Here is a 25,708-nt window from a genome sequence, read left to right on the forward strand (position 1 = left end):
TGTTCTTCTTCGGCGGCCGGGGCGGAAAGCCACCCGGGCCGTAAGGCCGTGGGGGATAAGGCTGTTGCGGATACTGCGGATCAGCTGTGGGGGTCCTGGAGGTCTATGGCCACCAGGAGTTCTATGAGGTCGTCGACGCGGCGGAGGTTGCGGCCGGTGAGGTCCTGGATGCGGCCGAGGCGGTACTTGGCGGTGTTGAGGTGAACGCGCAGGGCGACGGCGGCTTCGCGGAGGTTCATGTCGGCGGCGGCGAAGGCGCGGATGGTGTCGGCGAGGGTGCCGCCGCGGGCGCGGTCGTCGGCGAGCAGGTCGCGGATGCGGTGATCGACGAGGTGGCGGGCGGTGTCGTCGGCGCGCAGCAGCAGGTAGCGGAACGGGCTCAGTGCGGGCAGGGCGAGCACGCCGCCGGAATCGGGGAGCAGGTCCAGCGCCGCCACCGCCCGCTGGTGCGCGTGCGGCAGGCGCGCGACCGAGGTCGCCACGGTGCTGACCGCCATCGCCACCGAGAGCCCCTCGGCCCCGTAGGTGATCGGTCACGGCCCGCAGCCTGCCGACGAGATCGACGGTGCTGCCGTCGCGGCCGAGCACGACGATCGCGACCACCTCGCCGCCCCGGACCCCGGCCAGGGTGCGGGTGCCGGTGACCCCGGTCCGCGCCAGCGCCGCGCACACCCGGCGCCGGGCCTCGGCCGCCGCCTCGGGCCGGTCGCCGCCCCCGAGCAGCACCGCCGTCACCACCACCATCGGCGCGCCGGGGGACAGGCCGATGCCGTGCGCATGCGCCAGCGACAGCGCGGGCCCGCCGCCGGGCAGCACGCCGTCGAGCAGGCCGTCGATCACCTCGATGGTCTCGCGGCGGTTCTCGGTGGCCAGGTACTGCTGGTGCTCGAGGAAGGCGTTCGCCGCCTGGGTGCTGATCAGGTCGCAGAAGCGCGAGAGCGGCGTGACCATCGACAGCGCCGCCTCGCGGCCGACCTCCGAATCGCCCGCGTGGCGGATCAGCGCCTTCCACAGGGCCTGCTGACTGAGCCGGAAGGCCTTGAGGTACTCGACCAGCGTCACCCCGGACTGCGCCCGGCGGGTCGCCGCGACGCGGGTGGCGCCGACGTCGGCGGGGGTGACCCGCCGGTCCTCGAGCAGCGCGCCGAGCCCGAGCCGGGTCAGCTGGGTCACCTGGTCGTGCACGTCGGCGCGGAACCGGTCGCCGCGGGCGGCGTAGGCGGGGATCTGGGCGAGGATCGCCGAGACCCCGGCGTCGGCCATGTCCTCGCTGCGGTCGTAGAGCTCGGCGACGATCCTGGTCCGCTCGGACTGCAACGTCGCCGTATCCAGCGCGCCCGGCGAGTGTGATCCAGCTGACATAGCCCGCGATGCTCCAGTGCCGGCGCCGCTCTGTCAACCGGTCGCTTCCTGTCCGCAGAGGACAAAACGGGCACGTCATGTTCGGTCGCCGCGTCCGATGTGCGCCCTGACCTGGACTTTTAGCCTGTGTGAACTGAATCACTCCGTCCGGCCGGTCCGGACGCCTGCCGGAGGAAGCATGCTCGACATCCAGGATCTGACGATCCGATTCGGCGGCATCACCGCCCTGCAGGACGTGGCACTCCACGTCGACGCGGGGACCGTGGTCGGCCTCATCGGACCCAACGGGGCGGGCAAGACCACCCTGTTCAACTGCGTGAGCCGGCGCTACCGGCCCGACGCGGGCAGCATGCGCTTCGAGGGCACCGACCTGGGCGCCGTCGCGCCGTACGTGCCCGCGCGGCTCGGCATCGCCCGTACCTTCCAGAACCTCGGCCTGTTCGCCCGCATGTCGGTCCGGGACAACGTGCTCGTCGGCACCCACCACGGCGGTCGCGCCGGATTCGTCTCCGCGAGCCTGCGCCTGCCCGCGGTGCGCCGCGAGGAACGCGCGGCCGGCGAGCGCGCCGACGCCCTGCTCGACCGGCTCGGCCTGACCGGGGTGGCCGACCGGCCCGCCGCCGGGCTGCCCTTCGGCACGCTCAAGCGGGTCGAGCTGGCGCGGGCGCTGGCCGTGCGGCCCCGGCTGCTGCTGCTCGACGAACCGGTCAACGGGCTCAGCCACGGCGAGGTCGGCGAGTTCGCCGCGCTGCTGCGGGAACTGCGTGCCGAATTCGCGCTCACCATGATCGTGGTCGAGCACCACATGGGGTTCGTCATGAACACCTGTGACCGGGTGGTCTGCCTGGAGTTCGGCCGGGTCATCGCCGCGGGCACCCCCGACGAGGTCCGCGGGAATCCCGCGGTGGTGCGCGCCTACCTCGGGACCGCCGCGTGACCGGCGCGGCGCTGGCGGTGGCGGGCCTGCACGCCGGGTACGGGCAGGGAACGGTGTTGCAGGACATCGGGTTCGAGGTCGCCGCGGGCGAGGTCTGCGCGATCCTCGGACCCAACGGCGCGGGCAAGACGACGCTGCTGCGCGCGCTGTCGGGGATGGTGCGGGTCCGCGGGGCCGTGCGGCTCGACGGCACCGACGTCGCCGGGCGGGCCCCCGAGGCGCTGGCCCGCCTCGGCGTCGCGCACGTCCCGGAGGGTCGCGGCACGTTCGCACCGCTGACCGTCGGGGAGAACCTGCGCCTCGGGCATTTCCGCAGGCGTGACGGCGCGCGCGCCCGCGACACCGCCCGGATGCTCGACTACTTCCCGGTCCTGCGCGAACGGTTGCGCGAGCCGGCGGGCGGGCTGTCCGGCGGCCAGCAGCAGATGCTCGCCATCGCCCGCGCGCTGCTCTCGCGGCCGCGGCTGCTCCTGCTCGACGAACCCTCGCTCGGGCTCGCCCCGGTGGTCACCCAGGAGCTGTTCCGCATCGTGGCCCGGATCAATCAGGAGGAACGAACCACGGTGATCGTCGTGGAACAGAACGCCGAACTCGCCCTCGCGATCGCCCAGCACGCCCATGTCCTCGAGGCGGGCCGGATCGTGTTGTCGGGCACCGCGGACCGGATCCGGGCCGACGACGCGGTCGCCCGCTCCTACCTCGGATACGAGGTGTGAGATGACGACCCTGTCCGAACATCTGCTCGCGGGGCTGACCGCGGGCGCCCTCTACGCGGGCCTGGCGCTGGCGCTGGTCCTCATCTACCGGTTCACCGGCATCGTCAACTTCGCGCAAGGGGAACTGGCCATGTTCTCGGCCTTCCTGGCCTGGCAGCTGATGCAGACCGGGCTGCCGTTCTGGGCGGCGTTGCCCGCGACACTGGCGATCTCGTTCGCCGTCGGCGCGGTCATCGAGCGGTTCGTCATCCGCCCGGTCGAGGGCGCGCCGGAGCTCACGCTGGTCATCGTCACCGTCGGGCTGTATTTCGTGATCAACGCGGTCGCGGGCTGGCTGTGGTCGTATCAGGTCAAGGCGGCGCCGAATCCGTTCCCGGAGGGCGGTTTCCGGCTCGGGTCGGTGCCGGTGAGCTACTACAGCGTCGGGGTGCTCGCGGTGGTCGCGGCGGTCATGGCCGCGCTGTATCTGCTGTTCCGGTTCACCACGATCGGGCTGGCCATGCGGGCCGTGGCGTGCAACAAGCCCTCGGCCCGGCTCGTCGGCATCCGCGTCGGCGCGGTGCTGGCGCTGGGCTGGGGACTGGCCGCGCTGGTCGGCGCGGTCTCCGGGGTGCTCTCGGCGCCGCTGCTGTTCCTCGAACCCAACATGATGGGCGGCGTCCTGATCTACGCCTTCGCCGCGGCGACACTGGGCGGGTTCGACTCACCCGGCGGCGCGGTGGCGGGCGGGCTGATCGTCGGCGTGGCCGAGACGCTGACCGGCGCCTACGTCGGCCTCGTCGGCACCGAGCTGAAGATCGGTGTGCCCCTGGTGATCATCCTCGGCGTGCTGCTGGTGCGCCCGCAGGGTCTCTTCGGCCGGGCGGCGGTGGAACGGGTATGAACCGTGATCACGCCCCGAACTCGCCGCGCGACCTCCTGCGGCGCTACCGCACCCCCGCGCTGGTCGGCCCGCTGCTGCTCGCCGCCTGCCTGGCCCCGCTGTATCTGGTGCCGTTCCACAATTTCCAGCTCAGCATGGCCATGGTCTACGCCGTCGCGCTGCTCGGCCTGAACCTGCTGGTCGGGCACACCGGCCAGATCTCGCTCGGCCACGGCGCCTTCTTCGGCGCGGGTGCCTACGCCACCGCGATCCTGCTCGACCAGGGCCTGGCCTACCCGCTGACCCTGCCGATCGCGGCCGCGATCGCCTTCCTGCTCGGGTTCGGCCTCGGCGTCCCGGCGCTGCGATTGCGCGGGCTGTACCTGGCCCTGGTCACCCTGGCGATCGCGATCTTCTTCGTCCCCCTGCTCAAGCGCTTCGACTCGCTGACCGGCGGGTCGATGGGCCTGACCCTGACCAAGCCGGCCGCGCCCGCCTGGACCGGTCTCGCCGAGGACCAGTGGCTGTACTACCTGGCCCTGGCGGTCACGGTGGGCAGCGCGGCCCTGGTCGCCGGCCTCGTCCGCTCCCGGGTCGGCCGGGCCCTGCACGCGGTGCGCGACAACGAGACCGCGGCCGAGGTCCTCGGCGTGCGGCCCGCCTACTACAAGACCCTCGCGTTCGCCTGGGGCGCGATGCTCGCCGGCGCGGCCGGGTGCGTCTACACCTGGGTGATCGGGTTCGTCTCCCCGGACTCCTTCGCCGTCTCCCTCTCCATCACCCTGCTGGCCGGGTTGGTCGTCGGCGGCCTCGGGTCCGGCTGGGGACCGCTGCTGGGCGGACTGTTCGTCATGTTCGTGCCCGGCCTCGCCCAGGACGTCAACCAGGCCGCCCCCGGCGTGGTCTTCGGCCTGCTGATCATCGCCGTCATGTTCCTCGCGCCGACCGGCCTCGCCGGTCTGGGCACCCGAGTTCTGCCCCTGCTCCGAAAGAAGACCTCATGAAGACCACGCCGATCCGGTTGACCTGCGCCGCCGCGGCGCTGCTCGTCTCGCTCACCGCCTGCGGCGGACGCGGCGAGGAGGGCGGCACCGTCGGGCAGGGCGACTGCCGGGGCCAGCAGACCACCGGGATCACCGACACGAGTATCAGACTCGGTGGCGTCTACCCGCTGTCCGGCCCCGCCTCCGCCTACAGCGACCTGCCCAAGGGCGCCAGGGCGTATTTCGACTACCTCAACGCCGAACAGGGCGGGATCGGCGGGCGCAAGGTCGAGTACCTGGTCCGCGACGACGCCTACCAGCCGCCCAAGACCGTCGAGGAGACCCGCAGGCTCGTCGAACAGGATCAGGTCTTCGCGGTCTTCCAGACACTGGGGACCGCGACCTCCTCGGCCGTGTGGGACTACCTGAACCAGCGCAAGGTGCCCCAGGCGTTCGTCGCGGGCGGAGCGACCAAATGGGGCGCGGGCGACGGCCATCCGTGGACCATCGGGTGGCAGCCCAGCTACCGCACCGAGGCCATCGCGTTCGCGAAGTACGTCCAGCGGACGAAACCCGACGCGACCGTCGCGGTGCTCTACCAGAACGACGACTTCGGCAAGGACCTGCTCGACGGGTTCACCGAGGCCGTGCGCGGCAGCGGCGTCCGGGTGGTCGCCGAGCAGAGCTACGAGGCGACCGACCCCACCGTCGACGCGCAGGTGCGCACCCTGGCCGCCTCCGACGCCGATGTGCTGCTGAACTTCTCCACCCCGAAGTTCGCGGCCCAGGCGCTGGCGGGCGACGTCCGCGACACCGGCTGGAACCCCGTGCACGTGCTGGCGAGCGTGTCCAACACGCTGACCACCCTGAAACCGGTCGGCCTCGACCGGGTGCAGGGCGTGGTCTCGGTGGCCTTCACCAAGGATCCGGCCGACCCGCAGTGGCGGGACGACGCGCCCATGCGGTTCTACAAGGACCGGCTGGCGAAGTACGCGCCCGGCACGGACCCGACCAACCAGTACGCCCTGGTCGGCTGGGCCGCCGCGGACAGCTTCGCCAAGACCATGGCGGCCGCGAAATGCCCCACCCGCGAGGGCCTCCGCGACGCGATGCACGCCCTGAACGACGTGGACATCGACCTGCTGCTGCCCGGCATCCGGCTGCGCACCGGCGCGGGCGACAACTACCCGATGGAAGCCGTGCGCATCCAGCGCTTCGAGGGCGACCACTGGGTGCTCACCGGCGACGTGATCGAAGGCCGCTGAGCCGCACCACTTCCCGCCGTGCCCCTCGCGGCGGGAGACGAAGAGAGATGAGGAATCCGACAATGACGTTGCGACACTCCCTGCTGGCCGCGGCCCTCGCCGCCGCCACCGCGACCGCGGGCGCCGGCCTGGCGCACGCCGAGGCACCGGCGCAGACCGAGGTGTCCTACGAGGTGAGCAGGCAGGGCGACACGGCCGTGCTCACCACCGACGGCGGCCTGCGGCGGGTCGAGGACCAGCTGGTGCTCACCACCACCGACGGCACCCCCGTCGCCGCCGTCCCGCTGACCTACCGTGTCGACGGCACCGCCTACCCGATCACCCTCGACATCGACGGCGGGAAGGCCGTGCTCACCCCGCAGCGGACCGGCGGGACACCGGTGGCGGCCGCCACCGACCTCATCGGGCCCGACCGGGCGGTCCGCCAGGTCGCCGAATCCTTCACGCCCCGCGACCAGTCCGCGCTGGGCGCGTTCACCCAGCGGCTGACCGCGGGCGGCGCGGTGAGCGCGATCGTCGGCGCCATCCTCGGCGGCGGGGTCGGCTGCCTGGCCGGGGCGGCCGCGGGCGCGGTCATCGCGAGCCCGGTCATCGTGCTGCTCGCGCCGTGGGTCGGCGCGACCGTGGCCGGGTGTGTGCTCGGCGCGGCCACGCTGGGCGCGGTCGGCTCGATGGTCGGGCTCATCGCGGTCGGCGGCCCGATCGCGCTGTTCTCGGCCTTCCAGTACTTCTCGACCATCCTCGCGCCCTGCCCGGCCGAACTGGGCGCGTACTGCAAGGACCCGGCGGTGCCGACGCCCGCCAAGTAGCCGGGGCCGGCGGGCTCCCGCCGACCTCCGCCGGTCCGCCCGACCACCTCACGGGCGGGCCGGCCTCCGGCGTGTCCGGGCGCGGTTCGGCGCGGGCATGTCAGGATCGGCCCATGACCTACGTGGCCGACCCGCGGGTCGACGCCTACATCGACGCGCTGCCCGTCTGGCAGCAGGCGATCTGCCGTCAGGTGCGCGAGCTCGCGCACGCGGCCGACCCGGAGATGACCGAGACCGTGAAGCGGCGGGTGCAGCCGTATTTCGTGCTCGACGGCAACGTCTGCGCGCTGCTCGCGGCCAAGACGCACGTCAACATCTTCCTCTACGGCGGCAGCATCGTCCCCGACCCGGACCACATCGTCACCGGCGGGCACGACAACAAGACCGGGCGCACCATCGCGGTCTACGAGGGCCAGGAGATCAACGCGCGGGCGCTGACCACCATGCTCCGCCGGATCGTCGCCGACAACCGGGCGGGCGGCTGGCGCCGGCTCGAGCGGGAGCGCGGGACGACCTAGCCGATACCGGGCCGCGCGTACCAGGTCCGCTCGGCCCGCACCGACACCGTGGTCCGCTCCGGGTAGCGCAGGGCCGACAGCGCGCCGCCGAAGACGACGCCGGTGTCCAGGCACAGGGTGTTGTTCACCCAGGTCAGCTCGGTGACGGGCGTGTGCCCGTACACCACGGTCGCCGCGCCGTGATAGCCGGCGGCCCAGTCGGCGCGGATGGGCAGTCCGTGTTCGTCGTAGCGACCGGTCGGCGCCCCGTAGAGCGCGAACGACAACGCCCGGCCCGACGGCGAGGCGTGCAGCGACTCGGGCAGGCCCGCGTGCGCGACGACGAGCGCGCCGCCGTCGAGGACGTAATGGCTGGGCAGGTTCCGGCAGAATTCGCGGGCGGCGGAACGGAAACCGGGATCCTCGCCCGCCAGCTGGTCCAGCGACTCGCCCAGACCGTGGGCGACGCGGACGTTGCGGCCGTCGAGCGCGCGCACCAGCTTGTGCTCGTGATTGCCGGTGACGCACAGCGCGTTCCCCGCCGCGGCCATCCCCATGACCAGGCGGAGCACGCCCGGGGTGTCGGGGCCGCGGTCGACCAGGTCGCCGACGAACACCGCGGTGTGATCCTCCGGATGCGCCGCCCCGCGCGCCCGCCCCCGGTCGTCGCGCTCGATCCGGTACCCGAGTTCGCCGAGCAGGGTCTCGAGTTCCGCGCGGCAGCCGTGCACGTCACCGATCACGTCGAAGGGCCCGCGCAGGTCGGGACGGACGCGCGGGGTGTTCGTCGGGCGGTGCGGGGACTGCTCGGTACGGGTCATCGCCACCATCGTCGGCCACCCGATCACGCGAACGCAACCGAGATCCGGGTGGCGTCCTGTGGCGGTTGCCACTAAGGTGACTCGGTTCGGGTCCGCGCGGGAGGCGCGGGTCCACGAGTCTCCGGGGGAGATCCGCTGTGGTGCGTTTCGGCGTATGGATGATGGTGTTCGGGTTCGGGTCGATCCTGCTGCAGGCGATGGACATGCATTTCGTCCTGCTGGCCTGGGCCGACGACTACCAGCCGCTGTTCGGTGGCGCGCTGGGCGGGCTGGGGGTGATCGTGGCCCTCTTCGGGTTCGGGCTGGCGTCGAGCAGCGCGGACTGAGCCGGGCTCACCGGCCCGGGCGGGGGATCGCCGCCTCGGGCCACACCCAGTTCGCGACCTCGGGGATGTCCTCGCCGTGTTCGCGGGTGTAGCGGCGCGCCGTCCAGCGGGCGTCCTGCATCTCCTGTCGCAGCCCCGCGGCCTGCTCGCGCAGGCCGGGGACGCGGTCGATCACGTCGATGACCAGGTGATAGCGGTCGAGGTCGTTGAGCATCACCATGTCGAACGGCGTCGTGGTCGTGCCCTTCTCCTTGTACCCGCGCACGTGCAGGCCCGCGTGATTGGTGCGGCGGTAGGTCAGGCGGTGGACCAGCCACGGGTAGCCGTGGAAGGCGAACACCACCGGGCGGTCGCGGGTGAACAGGGTGTCGAAGTCGGGGTCGGGCAGGCCGTGCGGATGCTCGCTGTCGGGCAGCAGCCGCATCAGGTCGACCACGTTGACCACGCGGATCCGCAAGGCGGGCAGCCGATCCCGCAGGATGGCCGCGGCGGCCAGGGTCTCGAGGGTCGGCACGTCGCCCGCGCAGGCCAGCACCACGTCCGGCGTGGTCGACGGGTCGTCGTTGTTGCCCGCCCACTCCCAGATGCCGAGCCCGCGCGCGCAGTGCGCCGCCGCCTCCGGAATCGGGAGCCAGTCGGCGCCGGGCTGCTTGCCCGCCACCACCACGTTCGCGTAATGGCGCGAGCGCAGGCAGTGGTCGTAGACCGAGAGCAGCGTGTTGGCGTCCGGCGGCAGGTAGACCCGCACGATCTCGGGGCTCTTGTTGAGCACCACGTCGAGGAAGCCGGGGTCCTGGTGGGTGAACCCGTTGTGGTCCTGGCGCCAGACGTGCGAGGACAGCAGGTAGTTCAGGCTGGCGATGGGCCGCCGCCACGGGACGGCCGAGGCCGCGTCGAGCCATTTGGCGTGCTGGTTGAACATCGCGTCGACGATGTGGATGAACGCCTCGTAGCAGGTGAACACGCCGTGCCTGCCCGTCAGCAGATAGCCCTCGAGCAGGCCCTGGCACATGTGCTCGGACAGCACCTCGATGACCCGGCCGGAGCGGTCCAGGTCCACGTCGAAGGGGCCGATCTCGAGCTGCCAGTTGCGTCCGGTCACCTCCAGCACGTCCTGGAGCCGGTTGGAGACCAGCTCGTCGGGGGCGAGCACGAGGAAGTCGTCGGGGTTGGCGGCGGTGACATCGCGCAGCCAGGCGCCGAGCACCCGGGTTGCCTCGTGCCGGGTCGCGCCGTGCGCGGTGACCGGCACGCCGTAGTTCTGCCATTCCGGCAGCCGCAGCTCGCGCACGAGCAGGCCGCCGTTGGCGATCGGGTTCGCGCTCATCCGGCGGTCGCCCGCCGGGACCAGTTCCAGCAGTTCCGGCGCGGGCGCGCCGTCGTCGGTGAACAGCTCGCCGGGCTGGTAGGACTTCAGCCACGCCTCGAGGGTGGCCAGGTGCGCGGGATCGGTGCGGGCCGCGGGCAGCGGCACCTGGTGGGCGCGGAAGGTGCCCTCGACGGGTTCGCCGTCGACCACCGGCGGGCAGGTCCAGCCCTTCGGCGTGCGCAGCACGATCATCGGCCACACCGGCCGTTCGGCGCGGTGCTCGGCGCGCGCCGCGCGCTGGATCGCGGCGATCCGGTCGAGGCACGTGTCGAGGGTGGCCGCCATCTCCTGGTGCACCGTCGCGGGGTCGTCCCCGGCGACCAGGAACGGTTCGTAGCCGTAGCCGCGCAACAGGGTCAGCAGTTCCTCGTCCGGTATCCGGGCGAACAGCGTCGGGTTGGCGATCTTGTACTGGTTGAGGGCGAGCACCGGCAGCACCGCGCCGTCGCGCGCCGGTTCGAGGAACTTGGCCGCGTGCCAGCTGCCCGCCAGCGGCCCGGTCTCCGCCTCGCCGTCGCCCACCACGCAGAACACCGTCAGATCCGGGTGGTCCAGCGCCGCGCCGAACGCGTGCAGCAGCGAATAGCCCAGCTCGCCGCCCTCGTGGAAGCTGCCCGGCGTCTCCGGCGCGCAGTGGCTCGGCACGCCGCCGGGGAAGGAGAACTGATGGAACAGGGTGCGCATGCCCTCGGCGTCGCGCGGAATGTGGCTGTAGAGCTCGGAATACGTGCCCTCCAGCCACGCGCACGCGTTCGGCCCCGGCCCGCCGTGCCCCGGGCCCGCCACGTACACCGCGTTCAGGTCGCGGGCCCGGATCGCCCGGTTGGCATGGGTCCACACCAGGTTGAGGCCGGGCACGGTGCCGAAATGGCCGAGCAGGCGCGGTTTGATGTGCTCGGGCAGCAGCGGTTCACCGAGCAGCGGGTTGGCCATCAGATAGATCTGGCCGACCGAGAGATAGTTGGCCGCGCGCCACCAGGCGTCCAGGGCGACGAGTTCGTCGCGGGACAGGGGGCCGGGGGCGTCGCCGAGGATGTACGGGCGCGGGGCGATGGTCTCGCCGCCGCCGGAACCGGCGAAATCGGGGGCGGTGTCGGGGGTGTCCTGCGCGGTATCGGTGGTGCTGTCGGGCATCGGAGAGATCTCCTCGTGCTCGTGGACCGGCGCGGCGCCGCGGCGCCCGGGCTACTTGCGCGACCGGCGGGCGCGAGGTCCTCCGGCCGAGGGAACAGCACCGCCCAGCCTACGCGGGCCGAGCCGGTCGAGGGCCGCGCGAACCGGTCAATTACTGTGCGGCCATGCAGATTCTCGGCAGGATCATCGGGACCGGCCTCGTCGCGGCCGCCGCGCTCACCGCCGCCGCCTGCGGCTCGGACTCCGGCAGCACCGCCGCCACGTCGACGACCGCGCGCAGCACCGTCGCGGCCGCGCCGACCGCGAGCAAGGGCCGGGCGTGCACGACCGAGGACATCAAGGTCGAGGGCGCCTTCGGCGCCGACCCGGAGGTCACCCTCCCCGACAACTGCGACCCGCCGACTACCCTGCTGGTCAAGGACCTGCTGCCCGGGTCCGGCCCCGGCGCGGCCGCGGGCCAGCCGCTGAGCATGAACTACGAGCTGACCACCTGGTCGGACAAGCAGGTGCTCGACAGCTCGTTCCGGCGCGGCAAGCCGTTCGGGCTCACCCTCGGCACCGGACAGGTCATCCAGGGCTGGGACCAGGGCCTGCTCGGCGTCCAGCAGGGCGCGCGCCGGCTGCTGATCGTGCCGCCCGACCTCGGCTACGGCGCGCGTGGACAGCAGGGCGTCGCGCCGAACGAGACGTTGGTCTTCGTGACCGACGCGGTCAAGGTCGGCTGAGTCCCGTCCCCGATACGACCGGGTAACCCGCCGCCGGATGCAGCGCCTCCGGGGCGTTCGACTACGCTGGCCGGATGCGCGCGCCGTGCCTCGAACGGCACGGCGCCCCTGCGTGGGGCGGCACCGCCGGCGGCACGTACGTGAAGACGACACGAACTACGAACCAAGGAGCATGTCCGTGAAGAGCACCGTCGAGCAGCTGAGCCCGACCCGGGTCCGGATCAATGTCGAGGTGCCCTTCGAGGAGCTGAAGCCCGACTTCGACCGTGCCTACAAGGCGCTGGCCCAGCAGGTCCGCATCCCCGGCTTCCGTCCCGGCAAGGCCCCGGCCCGCCTGATCGAGACCCGCGTCGGCCGCGGCGCCGTGCTCGAGCAGGTCGTCAACGACGCGCTGCCCGGCCGCTACGCCGAGGCCGTGCAGACCGCCGAGGTCAAGGTCATCGGCCAGCCGGAGATCGAGATCACCAAGATCGAGGACGGCCAGGAGCTCGCCTTCTCCGCCGAGGTCGACGTCCGCCCCGAGATCGCCCTGCCGGACTACTCGGCCATCGAGGTGACCGTCGACCCGATCGAGATCGGCGACGAGGACATCGAGACCCAGCTGACCTCGCTGCGCCAGCGCTTCGGCACCCTCACCGGTGTGGAGCGCCCGGTCGCCGAGGGCGACTTCGTCTCCATCGACCTCTCGGCCACCGTCGACGGCGAAGAGGTCACCGAGGCCTCCACCACCGGCCTGTCGCACGAGGTCGGTTCGGGCCAGCTGATCGAGGGCCTGGACGAGGCCATCATCGGCGCCACCGCGGGCGAGTCCAAGGAGTTCACCTCCACCCTCGTCGCCGGTGAGCACGCGGGCAAGGAAGCCGTCATCACCGTGACCGTGCAGTCGGTCAAGGAGCGCGAGCTGCCCGAGGCCGACGACGACTTCGCCCAGCTGGCCAGCGAATTCGACACCATCGACGAGCTCAAGGAAGACCTGAAGGGCCGCGCCGAGCGCGTCAAGAAGGTCGAGCAGGCGGGCCAGATCCGCGACAAGGTCCTCGACGCCCTGCTCGAGACCGTCGAGATCCCGCTGCCGGAGAAGGTCGTCCAGGCCGAGATCGACGCCGTGCTGCACGACGCCGTGCACGGCTTCGACCACGACGAGGCCAAGCTGGCCGAGGCCCTCGAGGCGCAGGGCTCCTCCCGCGAGGAGTTCGACAAGGACACCAAGGAGGCCGCCGAGAAGTCGGTCAAGACCCAGCTGCTGCTCGACGCGGTCGCCGAGGCCGAGAACACCCAGGTCGGCCAGCAGGAGCTGACCGAGCGCATCCTGTTCCAGGCTCAGCGCTACGGCATGTCGCCCGACCAGTTCATCCAGCAGGTCCAGCAGGCGGGCCAGCTGGGCGCGGTCTTCGCCGACGTGCGCCGCGGCAAGGCGCTGGCCGGTGTGGTCAACCAGGTCAAGGTCGTCGACACCGCGGGTAACGCCGTCGACACCGCCGAGATGTTCGGTGCCCCCGAGGAATCCGCCGAGGCGGAGTCCGAGGCCGCGGCCGAGTAGGCGAGCGGTAAGTACGAAGTAGCAGCGAGATTGCGCTGTGAGCGAAGTCAGGGCGGTACCGGGAGTTCGGTGCCGCCCTGCTTCGTTAATGTGAACGACGACGATCCAGTGATGGCTGTGTAGCAATCGCCAGCCGGTGAGAGAGAAGGCAGGTATCCGTGACAAACAACCAGGCAGGGGTCATGACAGCCGCGACTGCTGGACTCAACCTCAGTGATTCGGTGTTCGAGCGCCTGCTGCGCGAGCGCATCATCTTCCTCGGCACCCAGGTCGACGACGACATCGCGAACAAGCTGTGCGCGCAGATCCTGCTGCTCTCGGCCGAGGACCCGACCCGCGACATCTCCCTCTACATCAACTCGCCCGGTGGCTCGGTGACCGCGGGCATGGCGATCTACGACACCATGCAGCTCTCCGAGTGCGACATCGCGACCTACGGCATGGGCCTGGCCGCCTCGATGGGCCAGTTCCTGCTCACCGCAGGCACCAAGGGCAAGCGGTACGCGCTGCCGCACGCGCGCATCATGATGCACCAGCCCTCGGCGGGCATCGGTGGTTCGGCCGCCGACATCGCGATCATGGCCGAGCAGTTCGCCCACACCAAGCGTGAGCTGAACGAACTCCAGGCGCTGCACACCGGCAAGTCGGTGGAGCAGGTCACCGAGGACGCCGACCGCGACCGCTGGTTCACCGCGAAGGAAGCCCTCGAGTACGGCTTCATCGACCGCGTGATCAGCCACGCGAACCAGGCCAAGACCAGCTAGTCGCCGCCTCGAGCCGCTCACCCACCCCGTGGCGCCCGGGCCCGCCCGCCCGCGCCGCACAGACTTTGGAGACAGAATGGTCAACCGTTTCGAGCCCACCGGCATCGCGGCCCCGGGTCCGGTCGCGCGCTACATCCTGCCGCAGTTCGTCGAGCAGTCCAGCTTCGGCAACAAGGTGTCCGACCCGTACAACAAGCTGTTCGAGGAGCGCATCATCTTCCTCGGCAACCAGGTCGACGACATCTCCGCCAACGACATCATGGCGCAGCTGCTGGTGCTCGAGTCGCAGGATCCCGACCGTGACATCACCATGTACATCAACTCGCCCGGCGGCTCGTTCACCGCGCTGATGGCCATCTACGACACCATGCAGTACGTGCGTGCCGACGTCGCGACCGTCTGCCTCGGCCAGGCCGCCTCCGCGGCCGCCGTCCTGCTCGCCGCGGGCGCCCCCGGCAAGCGCGCCTGCCTGCCCAACGCCCGCGTGCTGATCCACCAGCCGTCCTCGGGCGGCGTGCAGGGCCAGGTCTCCGACCTCGAGATCGCCGCCGCCGAGATCGAGCGGATGCGCAAGCTGATGGAGACCACCCTGGCGCAGCACACCGGCAAGGACGCGGCCACCATCCGCAAGGACACCGACCGCGACAAGATCCTCACCGCCGACGAGGCCAAGGAATACGGCATCGTCGACACGGTGTTCGACTACCGCAAGCTCAACGCCCGCACCTAGGCCGCGGGCAGGAAAGTGGCGCGGGACGATCGACACTCTCCGCGCCACTTTCCCCACAATGTCGACCCGTTTCCGGTGGAACGGGTACGGTCGACACAGGGACCATCGTGAGACGATCGACGGCACCGAAAGCACCCACCGGTGATCGGATTACGACGGTCGCACCCGGACTCAGAAAGTAGGGACCCACGAGATGGCACGCATCGGAGACGGTGGCGATCTGCTCAAGTGCTCGTTCTGCGGTAAGAGCCAGAAGCAGGTCAAGAAGCTGATTGCCGGGCCTGGGGTGTACATCTGTGACGAGTGCATCGACCTGTGCAACGAGATCATCGAGGAAGAGCTCGCCGAGTCCAGCGAGGTCAAGCTCGACGAGCTGCCCAAGCCCGCCGAGATCCGCGACTTCCTGGAGAATTACGTCATCGGCCAGGACACGGCCAAGCGCACGCTGGCGGTGGCGGTCTACAACCACTACAAGCGCATCCAGGCCGGTGACAAGGGCCGCGACAGCCGCGGGGAGACCGTCGAGCTGGCCAAGTCCAACATCCTGATGCTCGGCCCGACCGGCTGCGGCAAGACCTACCTCGCCCAGACCCTGGCCAAGATGCTGAACGTGCCGTTCGCCATCGCCGACGCCACCGCGCTCACCGAGGCCGGCTACGTGGGTGAGGACGTCGAGAACATCCTCCTCAAGCTCATCCAGGCCGCCGACTACGACGTCAAGCGCGCCGAGACCGGCATCATCTACATCGACGAGGTCGACAAGATCGCCCGCAAGAGCGAGAACCCGTCGATCACCCGCGACGTCTCCGGCGAGGGCGTGCAGCAGGCGCTGCTGAAGATCCTGGAGGGCACCCAGGCCAGCGTGCCGCCGCAGGGCGGTCGCAAGCACCCGCACCAGGAATTCATCCAGATCGACACCACCAACGTGCTGTTCATCGTCGCGGGTGCGTTCGCCGGCCTGGAGAAGATCATCTCCGACCGCACCGGCCACCGCGGCATCGGCTTCGGCGCCGAGGTCCGGTCCAAGGCCGAGGTCGACACCGACGACCACTTCGCCGAGGTCATGCCCGAGGACCTGATCAAGTTCGGCCTGATCCCCGAGTTCATCGGCCGCCTTCCGGTCGTCGCCTCGGTGACCAACCTGGACAAGGAATCGCTGGTCAAGATCCTGTCCGAGCCGAAGAACGCGCTGGTCAAGCAGTACGTCCGGCTGTTCGAGATGGACGGGGTCGACCTCGAGTTCACCCAGGACGCCCTCGAGGCCGTCGCGGATCAGGCGATCCTGCGCGGCACCGGCGCGCGCGGACTGCGGGCCATCATGGAAGAGGTCCTGCTGCCGGTCATGTACGACATCCCCAGCCGGGATGACGTGGCCAAGGTCGTCGTCGACGCCGACACGGTGAACGACAACGTCCTGCCGACCATCGTGCCGCGCAAGGCCCAGCGTCCGGAGCGCCGCGACAAGTCCGCCTGAGTTGTTGGAGCGCTGGCGCGCTCGAGTCGCGGCCCTTCGGGCCCCGACGAAAAGAGACCCGATACTCGCGCCTTCGGCGCATTGTCTCGGGTCTCTTTCCGTCGGGGCGGCCGCGACCGCCGCTGCGCGGCGGGGCCTCCTCGGGGTCGGCCCGTTCGTATTGCGTCGGGGGGGTGTGCGTGTGCGCGGGGATGCCAAGGGGTCGGTGCCGTCAGGGCACGTCACGGGGACAGCGTCGCGTGCGGGGTCACGTCACGGGTCGGTGCCGCGTGCGGGTCGCGAGAGGGCGATGTCGCCTCGTCGCGGCCGCGGACGCGGGGGCGGGCACCGACCCTCCGAGGAGCGGGGTCTCCCCGATGTCGTGGGGCGGTGCCGGTGAAACGCTCTCCTGGGTGAGCGGAGTGTTGTCCAGATGAGGTCGCCGTGAGCGCGCGGGGTGACCGGCACCGCATAGGCCGCCGACCGGTCGCCCCGGTGTCGCGTCAGTCGCGCAGTGCGGGGAGGACCCAGGTGTCGGCGGGGGTGCGGTCCGTCGGCGACTCGTCGGCGCGCGCGGGGGACAGGTCGGCGCCCAGCGGGGCGTCGGGGTCGTCGGGGATCTCCATGCTCGCCCGGGTGATCGCGGTGCTGTAGCGGGCGCTGGCGGCGTTGTGGATCATCAGCGCGACACCGATCATCACCGGCGCGACGCCGTGCACGGCGGCGTCGTACCAGTCGCCCTCGCTGACGTGCGGGTAGGTGTTGAGCGCGATGGTCAGGGACAGCAGGGACAGCTCGGCGATCAGGACCTGGTTGCGGTTGCCCACCACGCCCCACTCGGCGACCCGGCTGGTGCCGACCATGATGATGATCAGGCAGACGCTGATCATGGCCTCCAGGCCGAAACTGGCCCAGTACAGCGGGTCGCTGGGCCCGCCGGGGGCGATGTTCTGCTGGACGTTGACCGCCGACCACAGCATGCCCGCCACCACGACCCCCGCCAGCGCCCGCAGCGACCAGGCGCGGTGGCGATACAGCGACGCCAGCCGGGCGCGGGGATCGGAGGCGCGGCGCTGGGCCGCGATGGCCTTGCGGGCCAGCATCACGTCGGCCATCTCGGCACGGTCGAGGGCGGCGTTGGTGTCGCGGAGCCGGTCGGCCTTGGCCGAGGCGGCCTCGATGGCCTTCCACCGCTCGTCGCGCTCGTAGGACCGGATGCGTTCGGCGAGTTCGCGTTCGGCGCGTAGCTCGCGCTCCGACAACGCGTCGGTCAGCGCGGGATCGGCCTGGATGGCGATTCGGCGGCGGTTGGCTTCTACCCGGGCCGCCAGGGCGACGACATCGTCGTCGACCAGAGTTTCCTCTCGCATCACAGCGTTATTTGTAGCGCATGCAGTGGCATCGAGCACATCCACGCCCTCCGGGGACCTGTCGAGGAGCTTCGTCGATCCTCTCGGTTCGCCGTTGAACCGTTGTCCGATTTCGGGCTGCTGTGCTGTTTGTCGCTGCGGCGGAGATAGGTGTTACGCCTCGTTGTGCAGGTCGTTCACTGATTAGGACGGGATGACCCGGGAAAACTCATCGGACCACCCGGCCGGTGTGTCGGCCGGATTGTGCCGCGACCGTGCTGTTTACTCGGCACGTTCAAGCACATGTTCGAGTGACGATGGAAGCGGAGGAGACATGGCACTGCCTACGATGACCGCCGAACAGCGCACCGAAGCGTTGGCCAAAGCGGCTGCCGTGCGCAAGGCGCGCTCGGAACTGATCGGCCAGGTGAAGGACGGCAAGGTCACCGTCGCCCAGCTGCTCGAGAAGGCGGACAAGGACGACCTGGTCAAGAAGACCAAGGTGGCCGCGGTGATCAAGGCCCTGCCGGGCGTCGGCCCGGTCAAGGCCGCCAAGCTGATGGATCAGGCCGAGATCCCCGAGGACCGCCGCATCGGCGGCCTGGGCGCCCGCCAGCGAGCGGCCCTGCTCGACGCGCTCGAGGGCTGAGCTGCCCCGGTCCGACGCCCGTGGTCATCTGCCACGGGCGTTTGCCGTTCCGCGGCCCGTGTCGCGGCGGCGGCCGGGCAGGCGCAGCCGCAGCGGGGCCGGGTCGGGCAGCGGGGCGCGGTCGGGGACCACGAGCACGCAGGCCAGGCCGAGCGCCGGCAGCGCGAGGGCGCCGACGAGGCTGATCGCGTAGCCGACCCCGCCGAGGCCGTGCGGGTGGTGGGTCGCGTGATAGATCAGGTGCGGCAGCCCGAAGACCAGCCAGCCGAGGCCGGCGGCCCGCACCGACGCGGGCACCGGGCGCCACAGCGCGAAGGCGCTCACGGCGGCGAGGGCGAGGAAGAACGCGCCGACATCGGCGGCCAGGTGCTGGTTGTAGGGGCCGTCCACGGCGACCCAGCGGGAGCCGAAGCCCGGGAAGCTCGTGTACCAGGAGTGCGGCGCGAGCACCGCCCAGAGCCCGACGACGAGCCCCTGGAGCACCAGGATCGTCAGCATGATCCGGATGGCCAGCCAGCGACGCCGGTCCTGGTCGAACCGCATCCGTACCTCGAGGCCCCCGTCGCCGCCCCACAGCGAAATCCGCATCGCCCACTCCGTTCTCGTGGCGTGAAGGATCGTGGGACAACGCTAAGCCGCCGGGGCGCCGGCGGGCAATGGTGACTACGCGGTGCGTTCCAGGCGGATCGTGACGGCCTTGGACACCGGGGTGTTCGAGCCCGCCGCGACGTGGTCGAGGGGGACCAGCGGGTTGGTCTCGGGGTAGTAGGCGGCGGCATTGCCGCGCGGGGTCGGGTAGGCGACCAGCCGGAACCCCTCGACGCGGCGCTCGGTGCCGTCGGTCCACTCCGACACCAGGTCGACGGTGTCGCCGTCGGTGAAGCCGAGGGCGGTGATGTCCTCGGCGTGGATCAGCAGCACCCGGCGGCCGCCGTGCACGCCCCGATAGCGGTCGTCGAGACCGTAGATGGTGGTGTTGTACTGGTCGTGGCTGCGGAGGGTCTGCAGGATGAGGCGGCCCGGCGGCACCGGCAGCCAGTGCAGGTGGTTGACGGCGAAGTTGGCCCGGCCGGTGTCGGTGCGGAACTCGCGGCTGTCGCGCGGGGGATGCGGCAGCTGGAAACCGTTGCGCTGCCTGACCTTCGCGTTGTAGTCCGCGCAGCCGGGCACCACCCGCGCGATGGCGTCGCGGACGCGGTCGTAGTCGTCGCGGAACGCGGCCCACGGGACCGGATGCCCGGCGCCGAGGACCGCCTCGGCCAGCTCGCACACGATGGCGACCTCGCTGCGCAGGTGCTCGGAGACCGGCGTCAGGCGCCCGGTCGACAGGTGCACCATCGACATCGAGTCCTCCACCGACACCTGCTGTTTCACGCCGTCGCGCACGTCGAGGTCGGTGCGGCCGAGGGTGGGCAGGATCAGGGCGGTTCGCCCGTGCACGACGTGGCTGCGGTTGAGCTTGGTGGAGATCTGCACGGTGAGCGCGCAGCGGCGCAGCGCGGCCTCGGTGACCGCGGTGTCGGGGGTGGCGGAGACGAAGTTGCCGCCCATGCCGACGAAGACGCGGGCCCTGCCGTCGCGCATGGCCCGGATGGCCTCGACGGTGTCGAGCCCGTGCGCGCGGGGACTGGTGATCGCGAACTCGCGGTCGAGGGCGGCCAGGAAGGACTCGGGCATCCGCTCCCAGATGCCCATGGTTCGGTCGCCCTGGACGTTGGAGTGCCCGCGCACCGGGCACACGCCCGCGCCGGGCTTGCCGATCATGCCGCGCAGCAGCAGCAGGTTGGTGGCCTCGCGGATGGTGGCGACCCCGTGCGTGTGCTGGGTCAGGCCCATCGCCCAGCAGAAGATGGTGGCCTTCGAGGCGGCCAGCAGGTCGGCGGTGTCGCGCAGCTGCCGTTCGGTCAGGCCGGTCGCCTCGCCGACCACGGCCAGGTCGACCGCGCGCAGCTGCCGCGCGTACTCGTCGAAACCGGCGGTGTGGTCTTCGACGAACGCGCGGTCGACCACCGTGCCCGGCGCGCGGTCCTCCGCCTCGAGCAGCAGTTTGCCGAGGCCCTGGAACAGGGCCATGTCGCCGCCGATGCGGATCTGCAGGAAGTCGTCGGCGATACGGATGCCGCCGGTGTAGCCCGAGACCGTCTGCGGGTCACGGAAACCCAGCAGGCCCGCCTCCGGCAGGGGGTTGACCGCGACGACGCGCGCGCCGTGCTGTTTGGCGTGCTGCAGGGCGGTGAGCATGCGCGGGTGGTTGGTGCCGGGGTTCTGGCCCGCCACGAGGATGAGGTCGGCCGCGGGGAAGTCGTCGAGGGTGACCGACCCCTTGCCGATGCCGATCGACGAGGTCAGCGCGGTGCCCGAGGACTCGTGGCACATGTTGGAGCAGTCGGGCAGGTTGTTGGTGCCGAAGCTGCGGGCGAAGAGCTGGTAGAGGAACGCGGTCTCGTTGGCGGTGCGGCCGGAGGTGTAGAACACCGCCTCGTCGGGGCTCGACAGCCCGCGCAGGTGCCCGGCGACGAGCCGGTAGGCCTCGTCCCAGGAGATCGGCGTGTAGTGGGTGGCGCCCTCCCGCAGGACCATGGGCTCGGTGAGCCTGCCCTGCTGGCCGAGCCAGTAGCCCGAGCGCTGCGCCAGGTCGGCGACGGAGTGCCGGGCGAAGAACTCGGGGGTGACCGTGCGCAGCGTGGCCTCCTCGGCCACCGCCTTGGCGCCGTTCTCGCAGAACTCCGCCGGGCGCCGCGTCCCGGTCGGGTCGGGCCACGCGCAGCTGGGGCAGTCGAAGCCGTGCCGGTGGTTGAGCCTGCCCAGCGCGCGGGCGGTGCGGACCACGCCCATCTGCTCGACGGCCCGTTCCAGGGCGATGGTCACCGCGGGCAGGCCCGCCGCTTCCGTCTTCGGCGCGGTGACGGTGAGAGCCGATTCGTCGTAGTCCTCGGCGGGTGCCTCGCGGTGCATGCCTCCCATTGTGGACCGGGCTCAGGCGCGGTAGGTCAGCACCCGTTCGCTGATCCGCAGCCGCCAGCCCGGCGGCAGTTCCACCGGGGTGGTGCCGACGCGCGACCACTGGTCGGTGCCGGGGGCGGCGAGGTAGGTGCCCGAGGTCGAGGGCGCCTCGCGGACGTAGACCTTGCCGCGGTCGGGGGCGACGTAGGCGTGCACCCGCGAGACCATGCGGTCGCGTTCGATGAGGATGGGCGCGGCCGAGGCGGACCGGATCGACTCGTCGCCCGCCGGGTTGCGGCCGAGCACGTACGGGCGGTCCAGGGGGTAGGTCACGCCGTCGTCGGTGATGAGGGAGCCGAGGCTGTCCTCGCCCGAGGGGGCGGGCGTCTTGGTCAGCCCGACCGAGCGGGCGGCCGCGTCGAGGGCCTGGGACCAGGCCAGCGGCGCGTGGTTGGCCGGGGTGTGGCGCGGTCCCGCGCTGACCGTCGGTCCCTCGGGCACGGCGTGTTCGCCGGAGGTGGCGCCCGTGCGGGGGAGGTGACCGGTCCGGGCGGTCACCGCGCGCGGACCGGACTCCGGCCCGTTCGCCCGGACCGTCGCGCGCTCACCGGATTCCGGCGCGGCGGGCGCGGCGGCCGTGTCGGACGACGCGCGCGTGCCTGCGGACCGGGCGGCCTCGGCCCGCGGGACCACCGGCGTGGCTCCCGTCGGTTCCGGAACGGCGCGGAAGCCGGAGGCCGCCGTGGCGGGGGGCTCGCCGGGCGCGGTGACCCGCCGCGGGGTCGGGGTGCGGCGCTTGCCGAGGGTGAACACGAAGCCGTCGCCGGTGACGACGCCGGACCGGAGATCGGTGCGTGGGTGCGCGGAGATCGGGTCGGCGGTCTCGGCGGCGACGGCGATCCGGCGCACGGGTTCGCGGATGATCTCGTCGACCCAGGTGAACGCGCGGTCGCCCGCCAGGCGCCGGTTGCCCTCGGCGCCGGAGATCTCGGCGATCACCGCCCCGCGCAACAGGATCAGGGTGCCGTCACCGGTGGGTGCGAGCACGCCGAACGGCGGGGGCGCCGAGGAGCCGCCGAACACCACCGCGGCCAGCCGCTGGGCCAGCGCCGCGCCGGGCGCGGAGGCGTCGGTGCTGTTCGCCACGGTGTCCACCGCGCCCAACATGCGTTCGGTGGAGGCGGTCTCCCCCGCGAGATACAGGACGACCTCGCCGAAACGGGCGACGAGGCCGGTGCCGGGCACGATGGCCACGGTCGATGTCTGGGTCCGCATACACGTCTCCTTCCGCCGCAGCCAGCATAGAGCGAATCGGGGCCGCCCCGATGCCGGACCGTCGAGCCGCCGAGGGGCGACGTCGTACCCTGAGGGGGTGCAGCAACCTGCTCCGACTGTGCAGACGGACCCGATCCGCGCCGTGACCGAGGCGGATCTGCCCTTCCTGCAGGCCATCGAGATCCGGGCGGGCGTGCCCTTCGCCGAGATCGGGATGATCGAGGTCGCCGAGGACGATCCGCCCGAACTGGAGACCCTGCGCGCCTTCGCCGCCGCGGGCCGCGCCTGGGCCTGGCCCGGCCCCGACGGGGTGCCGGTCGCGTACCTGGTGCTCGCCGTGGTGGACGGCCAGGCCCACGTGGAACAAGTGTCGGTCGACCCCGCGCACGCGGGCAGGCGGATCGGCAAGCGCCTGCTCGACCGGGCCGCGCGGTGGGCGCTGGCCCACGGCTGCGAGGCGCTGACGCTCACCACGTTCACCGAGGTGCCCTGGAACGGGCCGTATTACGAGCGGCTCGGTTTCACCTTCCTCGACCCGGACCGGGAGACCCCGGGCCTGCGGGCGATCCGCGCCGCCGAGACCGGCCACGGCCTGGACCGGTGGCCCCGCGCCTGCATGCGCGCCGAACTGAGCGAATGGCGGTGGAGCTGAACACCCTTCACGCGACCTGCAGCGACCGGATCGAGTTGCCCCACCAGGCGGCGTCGATGACGGTCTCGGGGGTCGCGTCGGGGTCGCCCGCGCCCAGGGTCAGCAGCAGCGGCACGAAGTGGTCGGCGGTGGGGTGCGCCACGGCCGCGCCGGGCGCCGCGGCGCGGTAGTCCAGCAGGGCGTCGACGTCGCGGCGGCGCAGGGCGTCGGCCGCCCAGGTGTCGAAGGCCTCGATGTGCCCGGACAGCCGGGGGTCGCGCATGACCGCGAAGCTGTGGGTCATGAATCCCGAGCCCATGATCAGGTAGCCCTCGGCGCGCAGCTCGCGCAGCCGCTCGCCGAGGCGCAGCAGCGCGCCGGGATCCAGCGACGGCATGGACAGCTGGACCACCGGCACGTCGGCGGCCGGGTACATGGCCATGAGCGGGATGAAGGCGCCGTGGTCGAGGCCGCGGTCGGTGTGGTGATGCACCTCGGTGGTGTCGGCGAGGCTGCCGACCACGCGCCGGGCGAGCTCGCTCGCGTCGGGGGTGGCGTAGGGCAGCGTGTAGTAGCGCGGGGCGAAGCCGCCGAAGTCGTAGAACAGGGGCGTGCCCGCGGCGGCGCCGGTGACCGCGAGCGGCGCGTTCTCCCAGTGCGCCGAGACGACCACGATGCCGCGGGGGACGGGCATGGACCGCGCCCAGCGGTGCAGGGCGTCGAGCCAGCCGGGTTCGTCGAGGGTGGGCGGGGCGCCGTGGCTGACGAACAGCGCGGGCAACGCGCCGTCCGCGGGTGTCCATCGTGGCCGGTCGCCCTCGGTGGGCAGGGTCCGCGCGAGCAGGGCGTCGTAGGCGGCCGCGGGGCCGGTTGGGTGGTCGGTCATGGCTGCGCCGTCCTTCCGATTACTTAACTGTTTAAGTGAACGGCGGGCGTGGCCGATGCATTCCCGGCCCGCACGTGACTAGGGTGGCCCGGGTGGAGGAACCCCGGTGGCTGGACGCGGAGGAACGCGAGGCGTGGCTGACGCTCGTCGCGCTGGCCATGCGCCTGTTCCCCGCGCTGGACGCCCAGCTCAAACGCGACGCCGGGATGACCCACTACGACTACCAGGTGCTCGCGGTGCTCTCCGCGGCGCCGCGGCACACCCTGCGCATGAGCGTGCTCGCGGCCTCGACCGAGGGATCGCTGCCCCGGTTGTCCCAGGTCGTCGGGCGGCTGGAGAAGCTCGGCTGGGTCCGGCGGACCCCCGACCCCGACGACGGCCGGTCCACCCTCGCCGTGCTCACCGCCGCGGGTGTGGCCGAACTCGACGCCGCCGCGCCCGGGCACGTGGCCCGGGTGCGGCAGCTGGTCATCGATCCGCTGACCCGCGGCCAGCTACGGCAGCTCAGCGTGGCGGGTCAGCGCATCCTGCGGGCGGTCGACGCGGCCGAAGGACAGCACCGCAGGCCGTGACGCGGGCTCAGCGCGCCCGGGCGAACGCCGCCTCCGCCGCGGGCAGCGCGGCGGCGCGGTCGGCGGCGACGAGCCCGATGCGGGAGCGGCGGTCGAGCAGGTCGTCGACGGTGAGGGCGCCCTCGGCGCGGACCGCGAAGTCGAATTCGGCCGCGGTCACGTCGATACCGGGCGCCACGGGCTCCCGTGAGGCGGGATCGGCCAGCCAGGCCGCGACGATCTCGCCCGCCTCGTCGCCGTAGCGCTCCACGAGCACCGGCGGGGCCTCGACGCGGTCGCGCCGCGCGCCGGACACCGCGCCGACCAGCGGCACGTGCGCGGTCCGGCAGGCCGCCGCGACCAGGCCCGCGTTCGCCAGGGCGGTGTCGATGGCGTCCTCGGCCATCCGCCGGTAGGTGGTCAGCTTGCCGCCGACCACCGTGACCAGGCCGTCGGGCGAGGTCAGGACGGCGTGCTCGCGGGAGATGTCGGCCGTCGAGTCGGCGTCGGTCTGCAGCAGCGGGCGCAGCCCGGCGAAACTGCCGCGGATGTCGGCGCGGGTCAGCGGCTCGCGCAGCGCGGGATTGATGGTGTCGAGCAGGAAGTCGATCTCGTCCTCGGCCGGGCGGGGCTCGTCCGGGATCGGGCCGGGGGCGTCCTCGTCCGTGAGTCCCAGGTAGACCCGCCCGTGGGCGGCGGGGAAGGCGAAGACGAAGCGGCTGACGCTGCCGGGCACCGGCACGGTCAGCGCGGCCGAGAGCCCGCCGAAGGCGGCCGCGTCGAACACCAGGTGGGTGCCCCGGCTCGGGCGCAGCGAGATGCTCGGGTCCACCTCGCCCGCCCACACGCCGGTCGCGTTGATCACGGCGCGGGCCCGCAGGGACAGGGCCCGGCCGGTCAGGGTGTCGCGCAGCTCGACCCGGTCGCCGGTCGCGGCGGTCGCCTCGACCCGGGTGAGGACCCGCGCCCCCGCGCCCGCCGCGGTCCGCGCGAGGGCGACCACGAGGCGGGCGTCGTCGACGAGCTGGCCGTCCCAGGCCTGCAACCCGCCGCGCAGGCCCTCGCGCCGTACGGTCGGCGCCAGCCGCAGCGCCTCGGCGGCCGCGACCCGGCGCGAGCGCGGCAGCAACC

24 protein-coding genes and 2 pseudogenes are annotated in these 25,708 nt (G+C 72.0%); 16 read left to right on the forward strand and 10 right to left on the reverse strand.

Annotated features, from left to right (window positions below):
• Nucleotides 1-80: 80 nt before the first annotated feature.
• The gene (locus ON36_RS06510; RefSeq protein ID WP_043648940.1) at nt 81-497 is read right to left on the reverse strand and encodes a PucR family transcriptional regulator; all 417 of its coding nucleotides are present in this window, start codon (nt 495-497) and stop codon (nt 81-83) included.
• Between the two features lie 412 nt (nt 498-909).
• Nucleotides 910-1,362: pseudogene (locus ON36_RS37100) on the reverse strand (RsbRD N-terminal domain-containing protein); the annotation flags it as partial.
• A 178-nt stretch (nt 1,363-1,540) separates the two neighbouring features.
• Here ON36_RS37100 and ON36_RS06525 point away from each other — a divergent pair.
• The 7 genes from ON36_RS06525 (at nt 1,541) to ON36_RS06555 (ending at nt 7,452) form a co-directional block, all read left to right on the forward strand.
• On the forward strand, nt 1,541-2,299 hold the full coding sequence (locus ON36_RS06525) for an ABC transporter ATP-binding protein (RefSeq protein ID WP_043648949.1): 759 nt from the start codon (nt 1,541-1,543) through the stop codon (nt 2,297-2,299).
• Nucleotides 2,296-3,015 carry an ABC transporter ATP-binding protein gene (locus ON36_RS06530; protein ID WP_043648952.1) on the forward strand — a complete coding sequence of 240 codons (720 nt, stop codon included), beginning with the start codon at nt 2,296-2,298 and terminating at the stop codon, nt 3,013-3,015. The genes ON36_RS06525 and ON36_RS06530 overlap by 4 nt, the downstream gene beginning before the upstream one ends.
• Before the next feature lies 1 nt (nt 3,016).
• Nucleotides 3,017-3,898, forward strand: a complete 882-nt coding sequence (locus ON36_RS06535) for a branched-chain amino acid ABC transporter permease (RefSeq protein ID WP_043648955.1) — start codon at nt 3,017-3,019, stop codon at nt 3,896-3,898.
• Complete coding sequence (locus tag ON36_RS06540; RefSeq protein WP_083884950.1) at nt 3,895-4,881, forward strand: branched-chain amino acid ABC transporter permease; 987 nt, start codon at nt 3,895-3,897, stop codon at nt 4,879-4,881. Before ON36_RS06535 ends, ON36_RS06540 begins: the two co-directional genes overlap by 4 nt.
• Nucleotides 4,878-6,125, forward strand: coding sequence for an ABC transporter substrate-binding protein (locus tag ON36_RS06545; RefSeq protein WP_043648958.1), 1,248 nt, complete (start codon nt 4,878-4,880; stop codon nt 6,123-6,125). The genes ON36_RS06540 and ON36_RS06545 overlap by 4 nt, the downstream gene beginning before the upstream one ends.
• A gap of 62 nt (nt 6,126-6,187) precedes the next feature.
• Complete coding sequence (locus ON36_RS06550; RefSeq protein ID WP_052313705.1) at nt 6,188-6,934, forward strand: DUF8020 domain-containing protein; 747 nt, start codon at nt 6,188-6,190, stop codon at nt 6,932-6,934.
• Nucleotides 6,935-7,047: 113 nt separating this feature from the next.
• The gene (locus ON36_RS06555; protein WP_043648962.1) at nt 7,048-7,452 is read left to right on the forward strand and encodes a DUF1801 domain-containing protein; all 405 of its coding nucleotides are present in this window, start codon (nt 7,048-7,050) and stop codon (nt 7,450-7,452) included.
• Nucleotides 7,453-7,469: 17 nt separating this feature from the next.
• Here the strand turns inward: ON36_RS06555 and ON36_RS06560 are convergent.
• Nucleotides 7,470-8,195 (reverse strand): annotated as a pseudogene (locus ON36_RS06560) (metallophosphoesterase); the annotation flags it as partial.
• A gap of 194 nt (nt 8,196-8,389) precedes the next feature.
• Here ON36_RS06560 and ON36_RS34580 point away from each other — a divergent pair.
• Nucleotides 8,390-8,578 carry a hypothetical protein gene (locus ON36_RS34580; protein ID WP_157224802.1) on the forward strand — a complete coding sequence of 63 codons (189 nt, stop codon included), beginning with the start codon at nt 8,390-8,392 and terminating at the stop codon, nt 8,576-8,578.
• A 7-nt stretch (nt 8,579-8,585) separates the two neighbouring features.
• Here ON36_RS34580 and ON36_RS06565 read toward each other — a convergent pair whose 3' ends face one another.
• Nucleotides 8,586-11,081: a phosphoketolase family protein gene (locus tag ON36_RS06565; protein WP_083884951.1), complete on the reverse strand. Its 2,496-nt coding sequence runs from the start codon at nt 11,079-11,081 to the stop codon at nt 8,586-8,588.
• Between the two features lie 164 nt (nt 11,082-11,245).
• Between ON36_RS06565 and ON36_RS06570 the strand changes: the two genes are divergently transcribed.
• The 5 genes from ON36_RS06570 (at nt 11,246) to clpX (ending at nt 16,314) form a co-directional block, all read left to right on the forward strand.
• The gene (locus tag ON36_RS06570) at nt 11,246-11,806 is read left to right on the forward strand and encodes an FKBP-type peptidyl-prolyl cis-trans isomerase (protein ID WP_043648965.1); all 561 of its coding nucleotides are present in this window, start codon (nt 11,246-11,248) and stop codon (nt 11,804-11,806) included.
• A 178-nt stretch (nt 11,807-11,984) separates the two neighbouring features.
• On the forward strand, nt 11,985-13,346 hold the full coding sequence (gene tig / locus ON36_RS06575) for a trigger factor (RefSeq protein WP_043649032.1): 1,362 nt from the start codon (nt 11,985-11,987) through the stop codon (nt 13,344-13,346).
• Nucleotides 13,347-13,528: 182 nt separating this feature from the next.
• Nucleotides 13,529-14,110, forward strand: a complete 582-nt coding sequence (locus tag ON36_RS06580) for an ATP-dependent Clp protease proteolytic subunit (RefSeq protein WP_052313707.1) — start codon at nt 13,529-13,531, stop codon at nt 14,108-14,110.
• Nucleotides 14,111-14,186: 76 nt separating this feature from the next.
• The gene (locus tag ON36_RS06585) at nt 14,187-14,840 is read left to right on the forward strand and encodes an ATP-dependent Clp protease proteolytic subunit (protein ID WP_043648971.1); all 654 of its coding nucleotides are present in this window, start codon (nt 14,187-14,189) and stop codon (nt 14,838-14,840) included.
• A 193-nt stretch (nt 14,841-15,033) separates the two neighbouring features.
• On the forward strand, nt 15,034-16,314 hold the full coding sequence (gene clpX, locus ON36_RS06590) for an ATP-dependent Clp protease ATP-binding subunit ClpX (RefSeq protein WP_043648973.1): 1,281 nt from the start codon (nt 15,034-15,036) through the stop codon (nt 16,312-16,314).
• Between the two features lie 482 nt (nt 16,315-16,796).
• Here the strand turns inward: clpX and ON36_RS06595 are convergent, their stop codons facing one another.
• The gene (locus ON36_RS06595) at nt 16,797-17,663 is read right to left on the reverse strand and encodes a hypothetical protein (protein ID WP_245557946.1); all 867 of its coding nucleotides are present in this window, start codon (nt 17,661-17,663) and stop codon (nt 16,797-16,799) included.
• A gap of 313 nt (nt 17,664-17,976) precedes the next feature.
• On the opposite strand from ON36_RS06595, the gene mihF reads away from it, so the two are divergent.
• Nucleotides 17,977-18,291, forward strand: a complete 315-nt coding sequence (gene mihF, locus ON36_RS06600; RefSeq protein WP_043648975.1) for an integration host factor, actinobacterial type — start codon at nt 17,977-17,979, stop codon at nt 18,289-18,291.
• 24 nt (nt 18,292-18,315) lie between these two features.
• Here the strand turns inward: mihF and ON36_RS06605 are convergent, their stop codons facing one another.
• The 3 genes from ON36_RS06605 to ON36_RS06615 all read right to left on the reverse strand — a co-directional run bounded on the left by ON36_RS06605 (nt 18,316) and on the right by ON36_RS06615 (nt 22,509).
• A complete protein-coding gene (locus tag ON36_RS06605; RefSeq protein ID WP_052313708.1) occupies nt 18,316-18,879 on the reverse strand; it encodes a hypothetical protein in 564 nt (187 codons plus the stop codon).
• Nucleotides 18,880-18,954: 75 nt separating this feature from the next.
• On the reverse strand, nt 18,955-21,246 hold the full coding sequence (locus tag ON36_RS06610) for an FdhF/YdeP family oxidoreductase (RefSeq protein ID WP_043648977.1): 2,292 nt from the start codon (nt 21,244-21,246) through the stop codon (nt 18,955-18,957).
• A gap of 21 nt (nt 21,247-21,267) precedes the next feature.
• The gene (locus tag ON36_RS06615) at nt 21,268-22,509 is read right to left on the reverse strand and encodes an FHA domain-containing protein (protein WP_157224803.1); all 1,242 of its coding nucleotides are present in this window, start codon (nt 22,507-22,509) and stop codon (nt 21,268-21,270) included.
• Nucleotides 22,510-22,606: 97 nt separating this feature from the next.
• Between ON36_RS06615 and ON36_RS06620 the strand changes: the two genes are divergently transcribed.
• A complete protein-coding gene (locus tag ON36_RS06620) occupies nt 22,607-23,161 on the forward strand; it encodes a GNAT family N-acetyltransferase (RefSeq protein WP_245557948.1) in 555 nt (184 codons plus the stop codon).
• Nucleotides 23,162-23,168: 7 nt separating this feature from the next.
• Here the strand turns inward: ON36_RS06620 and ON36_RS06625 are convergent, their stop codons facing one another.
• Entirely contained in the window at nt 23,169-24,026 is an 858-nt protein-coding gene (locus tag ON36_RS06625; RefSeq protein WP_043648985.1) for a dioxygenase family protein, read from the reverse strand.
• A gap of 92 nt (nt 24,027-24,118) precedes the next feature.
• Between ON36_RS06625 and ON36_RS06630 the strand changes: the two genes are divergently transcribed.
• Nucleotides 24,119-24,598, forward strand: coding sequence for a MarR family winged helix-turn-helix transcriptional regulator (locus ON36_RS06630; protein WP_306306900.1), 480 nt, complete (start codon nt 24,119-24,121; stop codon nt 24,596-24,598).
• Between the two features lie 7 nt (nt 24,599-24,605).
• Here the strand turns inward: ON36_RS06630 and ON36_RS06635 are convergent.
• A partial coding sequence (locus tag ON36_RS06635; RefSeq protein WP_043648991.1) for a glycerol-3-phosphate dehydrogenase/oxidase occupies nt 24,606-25,708 on the reverse strand: 1,103 nt, incomplete at its 5' end.

Origin of the sequence: Nocardia thailandica NBRC 100428 (genome assembly GCF_000308795.1) — a bacterium.
GTDB classification, from domain to species: Bacteria; Actinomycetota; Actinomycetes; order Mycobacteriales; family Mycobacteriaceae; genus Nocardia; species Nocardia thailandica.

Bases quoted from the DNA above. Each gene is read 5' to 3' on its own strand.
- ON36_RS06510 (WP_043648940.1), bottom strand. From the start codon at position 497: ATGGCGGTCAGCACCGTGGCGACCTCGGTCGCGCGCCTGCCGCACGCG.
- ON36_RS06525 (WP_043648949.1), top strand. From the start codon at position 1,541: ATGCTCGACATCCAGGATCTGACGATCCGATTCGGCGGCATCACCGCC.
- ON36_RS06535 (WP_043648955.1), top strand. From the start codon at position 3,017: ATGACGACCCTGTCCGAACATCTGCTCGCGGGGCTGACCGCGGGCGCC.
- ON36_RS06540 (WP_083884950.1), top strand. From the start codon at position 3,895: ATGAACCGTGATCACGCCCCGAACTCGCCGCGCGACCTCCTGCGGCGC.
- ON36_RS06545 (WP_043648958.1), top strand. From the start codon at position 4,878: ATGAAGACCACGCCGATCCGGTTGACCTGCGCCGCCGCGGCGCTGCTC.
- ON36_RS06550 (WP_052313705.1), top strand. From the start codon at position 6,188: ATGACGTTGCGACACTCCCTGCTGGCCGCGGCCCTCGCCGCCGCCACC.
- ON36_RS06555 (WP_043648962.1), top strand. From the start codon at position 7,048: ATGACCTACGTGGCCGACCCGCGGGTCGACGCCTACATCGACGCGCTG.
- ON36_RS06565 (WP_083884951.1), bottom strand. From the start codon at position 11,081: ATGCCCGACAGCACCACCGATACCGCGCAGGACACCCCCGACACCGCC.
- ON36_RS06570 (WP_043648965.1), top strand. From the start codon at position 11,246: ATGCAGATTCTCGGCAGGATCATCGGGACCGGCCTCGTCGCGGCCGCC.
- ON36_RS06580 (WP_052313707.1), top strand. From the start codon at position 13,529: ATGACAGCCGCGACTGCTGGACTCAACCTCAGTGATTCGGTGTTCGAG.
- ON36_RS06585 (WP_043648971.1), top strand. From the start codon at position 14,187: ATGGTCAACCGTTTCGAGCCCACCGGCATCGCGGCCCCGGGTCCGGTC.
- clpX (WP_043648973.1), top strand. From the start codon at position 15,034: ATGGCACGCATCGGAGACGGTGGCGATCTGCTCAAGTGCTCGTTCTGC.
- ON36_RS06595 (WP_245557946.1), bottom strand. From the start codon at position 17,663: ATGCGAGAGGAAACTCTGGTCGACGACGATGTCGTCGCCCTGGCGGCC.
- mihF (WP_043648975.1), top strand. From the start codon at position 17,977: ATGGCACTGCCTACGATGACCGCCGAACAGCGCACCGAAGCGTTGGCC.
- ON36_RS06605 (WP_052313708.1), bottom strand. From the start codon at position 18,879: ATGCGGATTTCGCTGTGGGGCGGCGACGGGGGCCTCGAGGTACGGATG.
- ON36_RS06610 (WP_043648977.1), bottom strand. From the start codon at position 21,246: ATGCACCGCGAGGCACCCGCCGAGGACTACGACGAATCGGCTCTCACC.
- ON36_RS06615 (WP_157224803.1), bottom strand. From the start codon at position 22,509: ATGCGGACCCAGACATCGACCGTGGCCATCGTGCCCGGCACCGGCCTC.
- ON36_RS06625 (WP_043648985.1), bottom strand. From the start codon at position 24,026: ATGACCGACCACCCAACCGGCCCCGCGGCCGCCTACGACGCCCTGCTC.